This is a genomic window from Corynebacterium stationis (assembly GCF_001941345.1).
GTDB lineage: Bacteria > Actinomycetota > Actinomycetes > Mycobacteriales > Mycobacteriaceae > Corynebacterium > Corynebacterium stationis.
The window spans coordinates 629,126-644,858 of the sequence record NZ_CP009251.1 but is presented as its reverse complement, the minus strand read 5'-3'; the positions used below and the strand labels follow the sequence as shown (position 1 = coordinate 644,858).

Annotated in this window: 13 protein-coding genes and 1 pseudogene; 12 read left to right on the top strand and 2 right to left on the bottom strand. The window is 54.3% G+C overall.

Annotated features, from left to right (window positions below):
* The first annotated feature begins 90 nt into the window (after positions 1–90).
* Both CSTAT_RS03165 and CSTAT_RS13285 read left to right on the top strand, forming a co-directional pair.
* On the top strand, positions 91–1,383 hold the full coding sequence (locus CSTAT_RS03165; RefSeq protein WP_075722439.1) for an ABC transporter substrate-binding protein: 1,293 nt from the start codon (positions 91–93) through the stop codon (positions 1,381–1,383).
* Positions 1,384–1,510: 127 nt separating this feature from the next.
* A protein-coding gene (locus tag CSTAT_RS13285) for an IS3 family transposase (RefSeq protein WP_244892885.1) occupies positions 1,511–2,862 on the top strand; the annotation gives its coding sequence in 2 pieces (ribosomal slippage) (positions 1,511–1,952 and positions 1,952–2,862; 1,353 coding nt in all).
* 82 nt (positions 2,863–2,944) lie between these two features.
* Here the strand turns inward: CSTAT_RS13285 and CSTAT_RS03150 are convergent.
* A complete protein-coding gene (locus CSTAT_RS03150) occupies positions 2,945–4,201 on the bottom strand; it encodes an NAD(P)/FAD-dependent oxidoreductase (protein ID WP_075722437.1) in 1,257 nt (418 codons plus the stop codon).
* A gap of 393 nt (positions 4,202–4,594) precedes the next feature.
* Here CSTAT_RS03150 and CSTAT_RS03145 point away from each other — a divergent pair, with 393 nt between their 5' ends.
* From CSTAT_RS03145 to CSTAT_RS03100, 10 genes and pseudogenes are all read left to right on the top strand, one after another.
* On the top strand, positions 4,595–5,662 hold the full coding sequence (locus CSTAT_RS03145) for a carbohydrate ABC transporter permease (protein ID WP_156845086.1): 1,068 nt from the start codon (positions 4,595–4,597) through the stop codon (positions 5,660–5,662).
* Positions 5,662–6,498 carry a carbohydrate ABC transporter permease gene (locus tag CSTAT_RS03140; RefSeq protein WP_066792585.1) on the top strand — a complete coding sequence of 279 codons (837 nt, stop codon included), beginning with the start codon at positions 5,662–5,664 and terminating at the stop codon, positions 6,496–6,498. The genes CSTAT_RS03145 and CSTAT_RS03140 overlap by 1 nt, the downstream gene beginning before the upstream one ends.
* A gap of 16 nt (positions 6,499–6,514) precedes the next feature.
* Positions 6,515–6,745 carry a hypothetical protein gene (locus CSTAT_RS03135; RefSeq protein ID WP_075722436.1) on the top strand — a complete coding sequence of 77 codons (231 nt, stop codon included), beginning with the start codon at positions 6,515–6,517 and terminating at the stop codon, positions 6,743–6,745.
* A 2-nt stretch (positions 6,746–6,747) separates the two neighbouring features.
* Positions 6,748–8,395: pseudogene (locus tag CSTAT_RS03130) on the top strand (alpha-amylase family protein).
* Positions 8,396–8,557: 162 nt separating this feature from the next.
* On the top strand, positions 8,558–10,174 hold the full coding sequence (locus CSTAT_RS03125) for an acyl-CoA carboxylase subunit beta (protein ID WP_066792578.1): 1,617 nt from the start codon (positions 8,558–8,560) through the stop codon (positions 10,172–10,174).
* A 62-nt stretch (positions 10,175–10,236) separates the two neighbouring features.
* Positions 10,237–11,796 carry an acyl-CoA carboxylase subunit beta gene (locus tag CSTAT_RS03120; RefSeq protein ID WP_075722435.1) on the top strand — a complete coding sequence of 520 codons (1,560 nt, stop codon included), beginning with the start codon at positions 10,237–10,239 and terminating at the stop codon, positions 11,794–11,796.
* 28 nt (positions 11,797–11,824) lie between these two features.
* Complete coding sequence (locus tag CSTAT_RS03115) at positions 11,825–12,088, top strand: acyl-CoA carboxylase subunit epsilon (protein ID WP_066792574.1); 264 nt, start codon at positions 11,825–11,827, stop codon at positions 12,086–12,088.
* A gap of 107 nt (positions 12,089–12,195) precedes the next feature.
* Positions 12,196–12,855 carry a Maf family protein gene (locus CSTAT_RS03110; RefSeq protein WP_075722434.1) on the top strand — a complete coding sequence of 220 codons (660 nt, stop codon included), beginning with the start codon at positions 12,196–12,198 and terminating at the stop codon, positions 12,853–12,855.
* Between the two features lie 23 nt (positions 12,856–12,878).
* A complete protein-coding gene (locus CSTAT_RS03105) occupies positions 12,879–13,322 on the top strand; it encodes a DUF3151 domain-containing protein (RefSeq protein WP_075722433.1) in 444 nt (147 codons plus the stop codon).
* An 80-nt stretch (positions 13,323–13,402) separates the two neighbouring features.
* Positions 13,403–14,227 (top strand): aldo/keto reductase, encoded by an 825-nt coding sequence (locus CSTAT_RS03100; protein ID WP_075722432.1) that lies wholly within the window; start codon positions 13,403–13,405, stop codon positions 14,225–14,227.
* Between the two features lie 27 nt (positions 14,228–14,254).
* Here CSTAT_RS03100 and CSTAT_RS03095 read toward each other — a convergent pair whose 3' ends face one another.
* Positions 14,255–14,923: an HD domain-containing protein gene (locus tag CSTAT_RS03095; protein ID WP_244892884.1), complete on the bottom strand. Its 669-nt coding sequence runs from the start codon at positions 14,921–14,923 to the stop codon at positions 14,255–14,257.
* Between the last annotated feature and the right edge of the window lie 810 nt (positions 14,924–15,733).

Below are 15,733 nucleotides of genomic sequence, written 5' to 3'. Positions count from 1 at the left end.
GGGAAATTCCCTAAAACCTACCGTTTGGTAGTGCCTATATCTTAGGGTGATTTTAATTGGTGTTCCACTAAAGAAAAGGTAGCAACCGTTATGAAGAAGTCCATCTTCCGCTCAACTCGCACCGGCGTGGTAGTCACCACCGCTGTTGCAGCGTTGGCTCTTTCTGCATGTTCCTCTGATTCTTCAACAGATTCCGCATCCGATAATGGCGAGGATGCTGCAGCTTCCGACGACTCCAGTTCTGAAGGCCGCGGTCCGATTACCTTCGCCATGGGTAAAAATGACACGGATAAGCTCATTCCCATCATCGAAAAGTGGAATGAAGAACACCCCGATGAAGAAGTCACTTTGTCGGAGCTCGCAGGTGAAGCTGACGCGCAGCGCGAAACCCTCGTGCAGTCCCTGCAGGCTGGCAACTCTGATTACGACGTCATGGCCTTGGACGTTATTTGGACCGCCGACTTTGCTGCGAACCAGTGGCTTGCACCGCTAGAAGGTGACTTGGAAGTTGATACCTCCGAGCTACTCGAAGCAACCGTGGAATCTGCAACCTATAACGACACCCTCTACGCACTTCCGCAAAACACTAACGGCCAGTTGCTCTTCCGCAACACTGAGTTGGCACCAGATGAGGTTTCTACCTTTGATGAGCTCGCTTCTGCGTGTGAAGCACTCGAAGATGGCACCGCATGTTTGACCACTCAGCTTAAGCAATACGAAGGCCTCACCGTGAACACCATTGGCTTCATGGAAGGCTGGGGCGGCAAGGTCTTGGACGAAGACGGCAACGTCACCGTTGACTCCGATGAGGCCAAGGCTGGCCTGCAGGCTCTCGTTGATGCCTACGAAGATGGCACCATCTCCCGTGAGTCCACCGCGGCAACCGAAGAAGAGACCAACTTGACCTTTACCGAAGGCGATTCCGCTTTCGCTATCAACTGGCCTTACATGTACACCAATGCCGAGGAAGCTGAAGCAACCGCAGGCAAGGTCGAAGTACAGCCACTAGTTGGCAAGGACGGCGTTGGTGTTTCCACCTTGGGTGGCTACAACAACGGCATCAACGTGAACTCCGAGAACAAGGCCACGGCTCGCGACTTCATCGAGTTCGTCATCAATGAAGAAAACCAGACCTCCTTTGCGGAAGCTTCCTTCCCACCGGTTCTAGCTTCTATCTACGATGATGAGTCCCTCATCGAGCAGTTCCCATACCTGCCAGCGCTGAAGGAATCTTTGGAAAACGCTTCTCCACGTCCGGTTTCCCCGTTCTACCCAGCTATTTCTAAGGCTATCCAGGATAACGCTTACGCAGCGCTTACCGATGGCAAGTCTGTCGACGACGCCACCGCCGACATGAAGACGGCAATCGAATCTGCGTCCTAGTACACAGGGCTTCGCGCAATTACGCTTTCTGCTTTTGCGCTAGTCGCAAAAGCTCCTCTCCCCGACTTTGAACTGCTCCCTGAAAGTTGGACTGATTAATCAGACACCAATTTTTGGGGAGTTTTCTATGCGTGTACGAAGTTCACTATCGCCTTCTCAACGACTTCACCTGGTAGAGCTGTTTGAGGAAGGCTACGGGTATGCCGCATCAGCAAATCGATTGAAAGTCAGTCGTGAAGTTGTGCGCCACCTATTTCGTCGTTGGTCCTTACATGGCAGGCTATGTCTTGTGGAAAAACCAACGAAGCAGTTCTACTCCTTTGAGACGAAAAAGAGCATTGTTGATCGTGCTCTAGCAGGCGAGACATACATGGCTCTTGCCCGGCAGTACAACTTAAGCTCCAGCGAACTTGTTAGGACTTGGGTCCGTGCATTTCGCAAAGATGGATACGACGGGCTAAAACCAAAGAAGAAGGGCCGTCCAACCAACAGTGCGATACCGGTGCCGCTGACTGAGGAAACGAAACTTCGTCGTGAAGTTGAAAAGCTTCGTGCCGAAAATGCTTATTTAAAAAAATTGCGGGACTTAAGGAATCAGGGGCACGGCTAAAAACTCAAGTCATTGTCACCCTTAAGTCGCAGTACCGCCTTGACGATCTACTTTTAGCCGCGGGTCTGGCACGGTCGACCTATTTCTATCACCAAGCCAGACTTAATGAGCCAGATAAATACGCACCGCTGAAGAAGACAATCAAGGATATATTTGACCAGTCTCGGCAACGCTATGGCTACCGCCGTATGTGCATAGAACTACGTCATATGGGCACAGTGGTCAACAAGAAGCTGGTCTATAAACTCATGAAGCAGCAAGGTCTGGCATCGAAGATACGTCGTCGGCGACGCTACAATTCTTTTAAAGGACACAGCAGCAACATTGCTGAGAATCTGTTAAATCGCGAGTTTGATGTCGACCAGCCGAATCAAAAGTGGGTCAGTGACGTCACTGAGTTTCGGGTAGCAAACCGCAAAGTCTATTTATCTCCGCTTATGGACCTGTGTGACCGTCGGATTATAAGTTTCACGGTGTCTACGTCACCGACGACGGCGTTTACAGCTGCGAGTTTAAAAGCTGCCTTTGAGCTAGAAAAGCCAGCTAAAGGGCTCATAGTGCATACCGATCAAGGATTTCAGTATCAGCATTCCAGTTGGCGTGATCTCATTGGAAAGCATCACGGTGTGCAGTCAATGTCGCGTAAAGGCAACTGCTACGACAACGCAGTGATGGAAAATTTCTTTGGCCATCTCAAAGCTGAAATGTTTCACGGCGAAGTCTTCCACAGTGTCGACGCCCTGATCGCTGAAATAGATGATTACATCACCTGGTACAACACACAACGCCGGCAAGAACGACTAAACGGCATGACTCCAATGGAATATCGAAATCATGCCGTTCATCGAACACTACAAGGGGTAAACTAAACCCAGTCTAACTTTCGGGGGTCAGTTCAACTTACGCTTGGTCAGGGAGAGGAGCTTTTTATCTGTAGTTAATTGTTAGCTATTACTTCTTGAAAGGATTAGCTGCGGTGAGGTTCTTGCGCAGCGGATCCATTGGCTTGATGACATCATTGGTCACGCCGGTGTCAATCAGCTCTGCCAGGTACTTACCGGTCGCAGGGCCCAGGACAACGCCCCACATGCCGTGTCCACCGGCAACGAAGACGTTCTTGGATTTGGTTTCACCAATTAGAGACAGTCCGTCTGGGGTCACTGGGCGCGAGCCTACCCACTCATCTTGACGGTCATCTAGGTCTACGTCGCGGAAGGCAACGCGGGAGTTGTTGACGATAGATTCGATACGACGTGGGATCAGTGGATCGTCTGGGTCGCGGAATTCCATGGTGCCGGCGATACGGAAGCGGCCCTGGTAAGGAGTACATGCAATACGCTGCTGCGGCAGGTAGACCGAGTGTTTGATGGGCTCTGGGGTAGCTACCGAGAAGGAGTAACCGCGGCCAGCTTGCACTGGCACCTTCACGCCGTGGTCACGGACCAAGTCGGATAGCCATGCACCGGAAGCGACAACAACCTTGTCGGCTTCTTCGCGGGTGCCGTCAGCGTAAACTACCGCTGCCTTAGCGCCGCCTTCGACAGATTCGACAGTCTTGCCGGTAACAACCTCGCCGCCGCGGTCGGTCACGGCCTTAGCGATTGCTTCAACGTATGGGCCAGGCTCGATAAAGCGCTGACCTTCGAGGCGGTATACAGCCTTGATTTCATCCGAGAGGATGGGAACCATGGACTGTGGATCTTCCACGCGGTTGATCTCTACTTCTTGGCCATAGCGAATAGCGCCAGCAATTTCTTTGAAGAAGCCACGGGAGTCTAACTCAGACTGGAAACCAATGACAAATGGGCCCTTGTGGGACGTTGCGTCCACGCCGCCGAGTTCTAACTCGTCGAAGGCATCGAGAGCGACCTTGTCGATCGGCGTGAGCTTTTCCATCGTCTTATCCCACGCGGAATCCGAAGCGTGTGCCATGAACTGCGCGAGGAATGACCACAAGCGAACATCGACTTTAAATGGCATCGATAGTGCAGCATCTGGGTCTAACAGCAAAGATGGAGCCTGTCCCCACAGGCCGCTTTCTGCCAGCGGAATGGTTTTAGCCGGCGCTAACCAGCCAGCATTGCCCCACGATGAACCAGCTGCAACGCCCTTGCGGTCAACAACCTTGACGTCATAGCCACGTTCCTGCAAATGCCATGCGGTTGCCAAACCAACCATGCCCGCACCCACGATAATTGCCCGTGCCACATATCCTCCTTGGAAAGTTGTGAGGCTTTCTTTTCTATACCCCAACAGAATTGTGAGCTATAACTCACCCACCAATTATGCAACCTAACATCACCGAATGGCGATTTGGGTGAGTTATTTGACCAAAATTGCGCCCTTTCGGGGTAGGTCTCGCTCCAGCCGGCAAGCACATTCGGGCGCTTGCCCCCTCATCTAGGTGAGCAGACTTCAAGGCTTTACTCTATCTCCGTCCCGCGCGGGTGCTAATGTCTTTAGGCAAACAAACAAGTGGCAACACGCACTGAGGCGAGCATGAAGTGACAGGCAGCACCAGCAACACCAGCACAGTGTTTGCCATGATGGAGGGCTCTTTTACCGAAGTGCACAAGCAAACAAAGGAATGACACTATTTCTGTGAAAACTTCCCGTGCCAAGCGGTACCTTCCCGCAGCGTTATTGATCGCGCCTGCGCTTTTAACTCTGGCCGTGGTTATTGGCTACCCAGTCATCCGCGCCATCATGCTCTCTTTCCAAGGCAACCGCCGCCTCGACCCCGAAACCGGCACTTTTGTCGAAGGCGCCTTTGCCGGATTAGAAAACTATCTCTACTGGGTCACTAGTCGTTGTATGTCACCGACCGGTGAAGTATCGGTCTGCCCGCCTGGGGTCATCGCCACGGACTTTTGGCCGGCCGTCAAAATTACCCTCTTCTTCGCCGTCACCACGGTGATTTTAGAAACCCTATTGGGCATCATGATGGCGCTGATTATGAATGGCCACTATCGCGGACGCGGACTCGTCCGCGCAGCCGTACTCATCCCGTGGGCAATTCCCACCGCCGTGACCGCCAAGCTCTGGCAATTCATGTTTGCCCCGCAAGGCATCATCAACTCCGTGCTGGGGCAGAATATCGCGTGGACTACCGACCCGTGGGCCGCACGACTAGCCGTTATTATCGCCGATGTTTGGAAGACCGCCCCTTTTATGGCCCTCCTAATTTTGGCCGGTCTCCAAATGATTCCCAAAGATGTCTACGAAGCCGCACGCATCGACGGCGCATCGCGCTGGCAAACCTTCATCCACATCACCTTGCCACTGGTTAAACCAGCACTTATGGTCGCAATCTTGTTCCGCACCCTAGATGCCCTGCGCATGTACGACCTGCCGGTGATTATGATTTCTGGCTCTTCCAACTCCCCTACCGCTACCATCTCCCAGCTCGTGGTCGAAGACATGCGCCAGGGCAACTTCAATTCCGCATCAGCCATGTCCACGCTCATCTTCTTGCTCATCTTCGCGGTCGCATTCATCCTCATCAAGTTCTTGGGTGCTGATATTGCGGGCGGGACGGGCATCGACAAGCCAAAGCGATTAAAAAAGCCAGCAGAAAACGAGCTAAGCGACGCTGCTACCAACGACGACGATGGCGGGATACCTGTTGGAGCTATCGCAGCCACGCCGAGTGCGAGGGAGGAGCGCTAATGAAACAGTCCAAGATCTCTCAGGTCGGCCACTACGCTGGCATCATCTTCATCATGTTTTGGGGCCTGGCTCCGTTTTATTGGATGGTGGTCACAGCACTACGCGACTCGAATTACACCTTCGATACCACTCCGTGGCCAACGCATGTCACCTTAGACAACTTCAAAGACGCCCTGGCTACCGATAAAGGCAATGACTTTCTCGGCGCGATCGGCAACTCCTTGCTGATTTCGCTGTGCACCACTGCTTTAGCCGTGGCCATCGGTGTATTTACCGCTTATGTTCTCGCGCGCATGGAGTTTCCCGGCAAAGGTATTGTCACCGGCATCATCTTGGCTGCGTCGATGTTCCCCGGCATCGCGCTGGTCACTCCACTATTCCAACTCTTTGGTGACTTAGGCTGGATCGGTACCTACCGAGCGATGATCATCCCTAATATTTCCTTCGCACTGCCGTTGACGATTTACACCCTGGTCAGCTTCTTTAGGCAATTGCCGTGGGAATTGGAAGAAGCCGCGCGTGTCGACGGCGCTACCAAGGCCCAAGCCTTCCGCCTCATCTTGTTACCACTTGCCGCACCAGCACTGTTTACGACTGCGATTATCGCGTTTATCACCACGTGGAATGAGTTCATGCTTGCGCGCCAGCTCTCCACTACCGCAACTGAGCCGGTGACCGTGGCCATCGCGCGCTTTTCTGGCCCCTCTGCATTCGAGTACCCCTATGCCGCAACCATGGCAGCAGGAGCTTTGGTGACCATCCCGCTGATTATCATGGTGCTCGTTTTCCAGCACCGCATCGTTGCAGGTCTTACCGCCGGTGGCGTCAAGGGCTAAGCAGAAAGGCTGCAACATGTCTGGCAAATACCATCCCGAACAGGCCAAGCTCATATGGGATACCGGACTGGGCTTTCTTGGCTTTATGACCGTGCTCGCTATCGTGCAAGCAATCATGAATGTCTTTACTGACGATCCATTGATCTGGCCCGGGTTTGTTGCCGCAGGCTTTATGTTCGCCTTCTGGCAGTGTTACCGCAGGAAGAAAAAGTACTTTCGAGACAACTACGACGAACGCTGGAAATAGCCATGACACACGCTCATATTCCGCGCCGTTGGTATGAAAATGCCGTGTTTTACCAAATCCTGGTGGGCGTATTTAACGACACTGAGGGCAGGGGCATCGGCACGCTAAAAGGCATTGCGGAAAAGCTCGATTACCTGCAGTGGCTAGGCATCGACTGCCTGTGGCTTTCGCCGTTTTATGCTTCACCGCTGCGTGACGATGGCTACGACATTGCTGATTACCGCGCCGTACACCCGGATTACGGCACCATGGAAGATTTCGAAGATCTCATCGCCGCAGTTCATGCCCGCGGCATGAAGTTGATTACAGATCTAGCGCTTAACCACACCTCCATGGATCATCATTGGTTCCAGGAATCCCGCAAGGATCCCCACGGCCGGTATGGCGATTACTACGTGTGGGGCGATGACCCGCACCGCTATCCAGAAATCCGCATCATCTTCACCGATGCTGAAACCAGCAACTGGAGCTTCGATGAAGTTCGCGGACAGTACTACTTCCACCGCTTCTACAAAGAGCAGCCGGATTTAAATTACGACAACCCCCGACGTGCATGAGGAAGTCTTATCCCTCATCGATTTTTGGATGGACAAAGGCCTTGATGGCTTCCGCCTTGATGCTATTCCTTACCTTTATGAGCGCGATGGCCTGGGAGGTGAGAGCTTGCCGGAGACGCTGGAATTCATCGAAAAGCTGCGTGCGCACATGGACAAGCACTACCCCGATGCTTTTATGGTGGCCGAAGCGAATCAGCCTCCGGCAGAGACGCGGGAGTATTTCGGCGACGGCGACCGGGTGCACATGGTGTTTAATTTCCCGCTGATGCCTAGGCTGTATCAGGCTATTGCGACGAGTCAAGCTAGCCCGATTGTAGAAATCATGCCGGAGCTGCTGCATCTGCCAGCCGGCGCGCAATGGGGCAATTTCCTGCGCAACCACGACGAGCTGACCTTAGAGATGGTCACCGAAATCGAACGTGACCTGTTGTACTCGGCATTTTTGCCGGACGACTCGATGCGTGCACATTTGGGCATCGCTAGGCGCCTGGCGCCTTTGATGGATAATGACCGCACGAAGATTGAACTGATGTTTGCGCTGATGTTCGGACTGCCTGGTGCGCCATTTTTGTACTACGGCGAAGAATTCGGCATGCACGATGATTCCTCGCTGCAAGACCGGGATGCCGTGCGCACCCCGATGCAATGGGAACCAGGCCCTGGTGCGGGATTTACTACCTCCGATACGCCCAAGCGCCCCATCGTGGGTGGTGAGGGCATTTCGGTGGCCGAACAACGCCACGACCCGTACTCGCTGCTGCGGTTTACCCGCTCGCTCATTGCAGCACGCAAGGCCCATCCTGAACTTGGCATTGGTAACTATGAAGCAATTGAAGTCGCGGAGCCTGCCCTGTTAGCTATCACGCGCACACTGAAGGCCGAAGACCGCGTTATTGCATCAGATCCTTTAAGCTCAGCGCCTTTGGTCTGCTTATATAATTTTGCGCCTCACCCGCTGGCTATTCCTCCGCAAGCTTTGGCAAATCTCAGCGGAATCGGACGCGTGGAAATCGGCTCAGTAGAGGCCGGTACCGAGATTCGCAGCGGCGATATGATTCCCGCTTTTGGCTTTTTCTGGCTTACCGCGCAGTAGCTTTTGGAGGGAAAAATAAGTGACCTTCGTCAAAACACGAGGGAATTCTCATCTTTTTTCGAAGATTCTTAAAGCCCTGACCAGCACAATTTAGTTTTGTGACGGAAATCACTGGGATTGAATGGTGGACGTTGGCGGGGATAGAGTCTAGGATTTCGAAACATGACCATTTCCTCACCTTTCACGGATCTAGACAGCTTGGAAGACGACAACACCACCGCAGGCAAACTTGCCGAACTAAAGCGTCGCCGCGCTGAAGCGACCTTGCCCATGGGTGAGACTGCGGTTGAGAAGGTTCACGCCCAAGAACGCCTCACCGCTCGCGAGCGCTTAGACTACCTGCTCGACGAAGGCTCCTTTGTTGAGACCGACATGCTTGCTAAGCACCGCACCACCGACTTCGGCATGTCCAAAAAGAAGATTGTCACCGACGGTATCGTTACCGGCTGGGGCACCATCGACGGTCGCGAAGTCTGCATCTTCTCCCAGGACGGCACCGTCTTCGGCGGCGCACTGGGCGAGGTTTACGGCGAAAAGATGATCAAGATTATGGAGCTGGCTATTACCACCGGCCGCCCATTGATTGGTCTTTATGAAGGCGCTGGCGCACGTATCCAGGAAGGCTCCGTCTCCCTGGACTGGATTGCCCAGACCTTCTACCAAAACATCAAGGCATCTGGTGTAGTTCCACAGATTTCTGTCATCATGGGCGCTTGCGCCGGCGGTAACGCCTACTCCCCTGCTTTGACCGACTTCGTCGTCATGGTGGACAAGAAGTCCAAGATGTTTGTTACCGGCCCTGACGTTATTAAGACCGTTACCGGTGAAGAAGTTACCCAGGAAGAACTGGGCGGCGCATCTGCACACATGACCAATGCTGGTAACTCCCACTACACCGCACAAAGCGATGAAGAGGCTTTGGACTGGGTACACGACCTGGTGGCTTACCTGCCTTCCAACAACCGCCAGCAGGCGCCGTTGGAACTCACCGACTTCGAAGAGGAAATCACCGAAGAGGACCTCAAGCTGGATGAGATCATTCCAGACTCCCCAACCCAGCCTTATGACGTCCGCGAAGTCATTGAGTCTTTGAGCGATGATGGCGAGTTCTTGGAGATTCAGGCAGAGCGCGCAGAAAACGTTGTCGTGGCATTTGGCCGCATCGAAGGCCAGACTGTTGGTTTCGTTGCAAACCAGCCAACCGTCTTCGCTGGCTGCTTGGACATCGACTCCTCCGAGAAGGCTGCTCGATTCATCCGCACCTGTGATTCTTTCAACATCCCACTGGTTCTACTGGTGGACGTACCGGGCTTCTTGCCAGGTCTGGACCAGGAGCACAGCGGTATTCTGCGTCGCGGCGCGAAGCTGCTTTACGCTTACGGTGAAGCAACCGTTCCTAAGATCACCGTGACCATGCGCAAGGCTTATGGCGGCGCATACTGCGTGATGGGTTCCAAGGGCCTGGGCGCTGACGTTAACCTGGCGTGGCCAACCGCGCAGATTGCGGTGATGGGTGCTTCCGGCGCTGTCGGCTTCATCTACCGCAAGGAGCTCAAGCAGGCACATGAGAAGGGTCTGGATGTAGCAGAGTTGGCGAAGTCCTTCGAGCGCGAGTACGAAGACCACATGCTCAACCCATATAAGGCTGCAGAGCGCGGGCTTATCGATGCAGTTATCTTGCCTTCCGAAACCCGTCAGATGGTGGCACGCAACCTGCGTCTGTACGCAGACAAGAACGTTGCCCGTCCTGCACGCAAGCACGGCAATATTCCGCTGTAAGAAGTTGCGCCCCGATTGGCCTCGCTATGTCGAAGCTAGTCGGGGTTGTAAACTAGCTGTTTATGACTAATAAACCGGATCTGAAAACGACAGCCGGCAAGATCGAAGACTTAGATCGTCGTCTCACCGAATCGGTTCATCCTTTAGGTGATGGCGCAGATGACGCAGGCCACGATGCAGGCCAGCTGACTGCCCGGACAAGAATTGACGCTTTGCTCGATGCCGGTTCTTTCGTAGAAACTGACGCTTTGGCACGCCACCGTTCGGTGGATTTTAACCGTGAGCACAATAAGCCATTGACCGATGGCGTAGTGACAGGTTATGGCACAATCGATGGACGCAAGGTCTGTGTCTTTAGCCAAGATGAAACTATCTTTGACGGCACCTTAGGCGAGGTTTACGGCGAAAAGGTCATCAAGTTATATGACCTCGCGCTCAAGACGGGTGTTCCCATCGTAGGTATTCACGCCTCGGCTGGCCCACGTGTGGAAGAAGGCATTGTCACCTTAGGCATGTACGGCCGCATTATGGCTCGTGCAACTTCCGCCTCGGGTCTGATTCCACAGGTTTCTATCGTTGTCGGCGATACCGAGGGCATGGCGTCTTTCCTTCCCGGTTGGTCCGATATTGTCATCATGACCACGCAGTCAGCACTGCATCAAGCACGCCCTAGTGCGGTGGCTCAAGTCTTTGGTGAGGAAGTCACCGCTGCGGAGCTAGGCGGCGCTGCCGTGCATGCTGATAATGGAACCGCGCAACTTGTTGCTGAGTCCGATGAGCTAGCACTGGTTATGGCACGCGATGTTTTGGGCTACCTGCCGGTGAATAACCGCGCGGAGGCACCTCGCACTGAGGCAGATATTATGGCTGGCTCGATTGCAGAAAATATCAGCGAAGACGACAAGAAGCTGTTGAGCATCATCCCAGATGAGGATTCTTCCGCTTATGACATGCGCGACGTCATTGACAATATCGTCGACGAAGCATCGTTTTTCGAGATAAGCGGCAGCTTTGCCGATAACGTGCTTACCGGTTTTGCACGTATCGAAGGCCGCAGCGTAGGCATTGTCGCCAACCAGCCGCTAGCTGGTGCGGGCGCCATTGATTCCGCAGCTGCAGAAAAAGCCGCGCGTTTCATCCGCACCTGCGATGCTTTCAACACCCCTGTGGTGACCTTCGTAGATTCCCCTGGTTTCATCCCTTCCGTGGAGGTGGAAAAGGCTGGATTGGTACGTCGTGCTACCAAGCTTGCCTATGCCTACGCAGAAGCATCCGTTGGCAAAATCACGGTGATCACCCGCAAGGCCTTCGGACCTGCTTATGTGTTCATGGGTTCCAAAGACCTCGGGGCAGACCTAGCCTATGGCTGGCCGACCGCAGAAATCGCGGTAACGCAGACCTCCCAGGCGGCTGAGTCCATCTACGGTGCTGATGCAACTGAAGAGCAAAAGGCAGCGCTGGAAGATAAGTTCATGGGTCCTTACCAGGCCGCCGAGCGCGGCATGGTGGATGCAGTTATCTCCCCTGATGCCACCCGCGGTCATCTCATCGAAGGCCTGCGCCTTCTTGAGCGCAAGGTAGTTCCCGCAGCGCTGAAAAAGCACGGCAACATCACGCTATAACCCGTATTTAAAAGGAAAGTAGAAAGAAATGACCACATCAACTGTTACTGACTCCGCCGCCAAGGCTCCCTCAGCACCACTGTTTAACGTGGTCAAAGGCAATCCTTCGGCAAGTGAAATCGCGGCACTAACTGCAGTATTTGCGCAGCTTTCCAACCAGTCCCGCCGCGAGGCTGCTGGTGCAGGCGTTTCCAAGCACGGCGAACGCAACCTGTGGGGCCGCCCCGAGGACCGTTTCAACTCCCAGCTGCAATTTAACCCAGCTGCGTTTAGAAATGTTCGTTTCTACTAGAATTCGCTCAGTCTTCGCGTAAAAGCGGTGGTGCACACGATTGCAAAATCTGTGCACCACCGCTTCTTTTTAGGTGTAGGCACCAAAGGTGATCTAGAATTCCCCGCATGCAAATTATTCTCGCTTCTCAATCACCTTCGCGCGCATCCATTCTGCGCGGCGCGGGTGTTGAGCCGGTTCTGCGCCCGGCACACGTGAATGAAGCAAGCCTTATCGAATCCCTCGGTGATGCTGCTCCAGCTGAGGTCGTCTCCCAACTGGCGATGGCCAAAGCACAAGAAATCGCCCCAGACTTTCCCAACGACATCGTCATCGGCGGCGACTCCATGCTGCTTTTAGATGGCACACTGCAAGGCAAACCACACACCGTTGACGCCACCGTCGCCCGCTGGGAGCAACAAGCAGGCAAGACCGCAGAGCTTTTAACAGGCCACTGCATCATTTGGGGAGACCAAGTCCATGTAGAGACCTCACGCACCACTGTGCGCTTCGCACAGGCCACCCTGGCTGATATCCGGGCCTATGCCTCAACCGGGGAGCCGCTAGAGTGTGCAGGCGCCTTTACTCTCGAAGCAATCGGTGGCTGGTTCATCGATCGCATCGAGGGCGACCCTTCCTCGGTCATCGGGCTATCGCTGCCGGTTGTTCGCCGCGCGCTGTATTCCTTTGGTCTTTCCGTGAGTGAATTATGGAATAGCGGCCAGACAGAATCTGCCCAGCAACCTGCGCAACCAACTGATGCCACGATGAGTGCCGTCACCAACTAACACCGGCAGGTAGATTGGTAGGCATGGAAATTAATGACATGCTTGCCCCACCACCCGTAAAGTTGCCGGAAGACCCAGCCCAGGCGGAGGCTTCCAACTACACTCCACAAGAACTCGCGGCGAAGTTTCCTGCCAGCCCCTATGCGTGGGCTGAGCTGGCTGAGGCGGAGTTGAAAGCCGCCCAGTCTTCTTCAGATACCACCGCAGAACCTGCTGCATTCATTACTGCCTATGCTTTCGCGCGCACCGGCTATCACCGCGGGCTCGACCGCCTGCGCGGCAACGGTTGGAAGGGCTGGGGCCCGGTTCCTTTTGACCACGAGCCTAACCAAGGGGTACTGCGCGCTATTGCCGCGCTAGGTCACGCGTCTCAGGCTATCGGTGAAACGGAAGAATATGACCGTCTTCGCCAAATGCTTTCCGATGCCGACCCCGCGTCCGTGGCAACGCTGCTCGACGGTCATTAATAATTAGCGTTTTACCCCACTAGCCTGCGTTTCTTCCTCAAGCAGTGAGATATGCAGGCTTTTTCATTAGGGTGGCGAGCATGGTTACTAATGATTCTTCTCTTTCGCTTCCCCCCATCGGCTTTGGCACGGTGCATCTCGATGGCGCTGCTGGTGTCGAGACGATGACCTCGGCGATCCAGACCGGCTACCGGTTAATTGATACCGCATACAACTATGAAAATGAAGGCGCGGTCGGCGTAGCACTGCGTGATTCTGGCGTTCCGCGTGAGGAGCTTACCGTGACCAGCAAGCTACCGGGCCGCTTTCACAAATTCGACCTCGCGCGCCCGCGCATTGAAGAAAGCCTCTACCGCCTCAGCGTCGATTACCTAGATCTATTGCTCATCCACTGGCCAAATCCGAATCAAGATCTTTATGTTGAAGCCTGGCAAGCGCTTATCGATGCCCGCGACCGCGGCCTTGTGCGCCACATCGGCGTCTCCAATTTCTTACCTGAGCACATGGAGCGCCTAGAGAAAGAAACCGGCGAGCTGCCCGCAGTGAACCAGGTTGAACTGCACCCCTACTTCCCGCAGCAAGAGCTGGTGGAATGGCACGATGCCCGCGGCATTATCACCGAAGCGTGGAGTCCGTTAAGCAATGGCCGCGGCCTGGTCGAAGAACCTACCTTGGTTGAGATTGGCCAACGCCACGGCGTCGGCGGTGGCGAGGTCGCGCTGGCCTGGCACCACGCACGCGGCATCGTTCCCATACCGCGCTCCACCAAGCCGGAGCGACAGAAGTCCAACCTGAATGCTGTAAACATTGAGCTCAGCGCCGAAGAAATCGCGGCCATAACCGCGCTTGGGCGTCACGACGGCCGGATCAAGAACCAAGATCCAGCGGTGTACGAAGAATTCTAAGGATTTTCTTCGGAGTCGAACGTATTTCTACTCGGGCCATTTATTCGACCGGATAACTTCTACAAAGTCACCCCGTTCAAACCCCGGGACAAAGTGCTCTAAGACATCGGCTTTCACGTTGCCGAAGGTAGTTTCGGGACGGTGCTTGATGCCGTTGGTGAAGGCTTGCAGGATTCGATTTTTGAAATCCGGACGCGGGTGCACTTTCACGATCTCGGCACGCTGTTCTTCGGTAATGGTGTCAAAGCCAATGCCCAAGACATCATGTTCAACACCGCGGGTAACCAAGGCGACCTCGGCTGCCATGTGCAGTGGAATCTCTGGGGTGGTGTGTAGCGCGATAGCGTTCCACACTTTATCCGCATCCACATCGCCCACGCCGTGAGAGAGCAAGAAGCGGCGTGCCTCATCGGCACCGTCAATTTCGAAGCGCTGGTCATTGCGCGCGTATTTATCCGTCAAGCCTAAGTCGTGGAACATCGCACCGACATACAGCAGCTCCGGGTCGTAGGAAATGCCATCTCGCTGCCCGCGCAGTGCGCCCAATACATACACCCGGCGCGAGTGATCATAGATAAGCTGGGATGCAAATTCCCGAACGAGCTCAGTAGCTTCCTGGGCAAGCTTGGAATCGGGGATAGTAACACCGGAAATAATCTCTGCCACGTCATACTCCTTGAGAAAGATATGCGTCATATCGATAGTGTGGTTTCACTGCTCCGCTTTACCTTTCCACACCACACTACACTGAATCCATGTTACTTGGATCACAGCAGCAGGAAAACGACATGCTGTGCCGGCGCTTCTTAGAATTAGGGCAAAATTCGAAGAAAACCTGGCTCTGGCGTTTCCCAGAGCCAGGCTAATGGACGTCTCCGGCCCAGCGGAGTCCCCCTTGCCAATGCTGTTAAACCAGCGCCTGTAGAGGAAGCCCTGTTGGACTACCTCATCATCCGGGCGCCGATTGGCTTCACGCGCAGCCAAGACCGAAGGGATTGCTCGAGACAGTCTGTTAGTTGGTTTCGAATATGAATGCTACGAGTCCTATCAGAAGTTTATGCATTGGCGAGGCATTCTTGAGCTGGACAAACACTATCCCCAGGTTGAGGTAGACCCAGATACATCGCGCGTTGACCATTGCCGTTTTAGCACCTCTACGGACATTTTCACTGACTTCGACCGAGCATATTCCTTCGCGGATAAAGGCCACCGCACGTAGACTGCCCGGACCATCACCACAGAGATGGTGGTTTGGCACATCGCCCCTGTGGTAAGCAAGCCAGTTGTCCCAAAGCCCTAGACGCCTTTGAGACTGAACCTCACGAAAAGCATTCTTTAGGAAGCGTGGCGCAAGCCGTCTCAGGCAACTCTCGCCACCTAGGCAGGCTCTTCCAGCAAGAATTAGACATACCACCGGGATGCTGAATGGAAAGTATGTGGCTGCATTCAACCCAAGATATGCCCTTCAGACGCTACAGCGCTACCGCGGCGACGCAGCATTCCGGC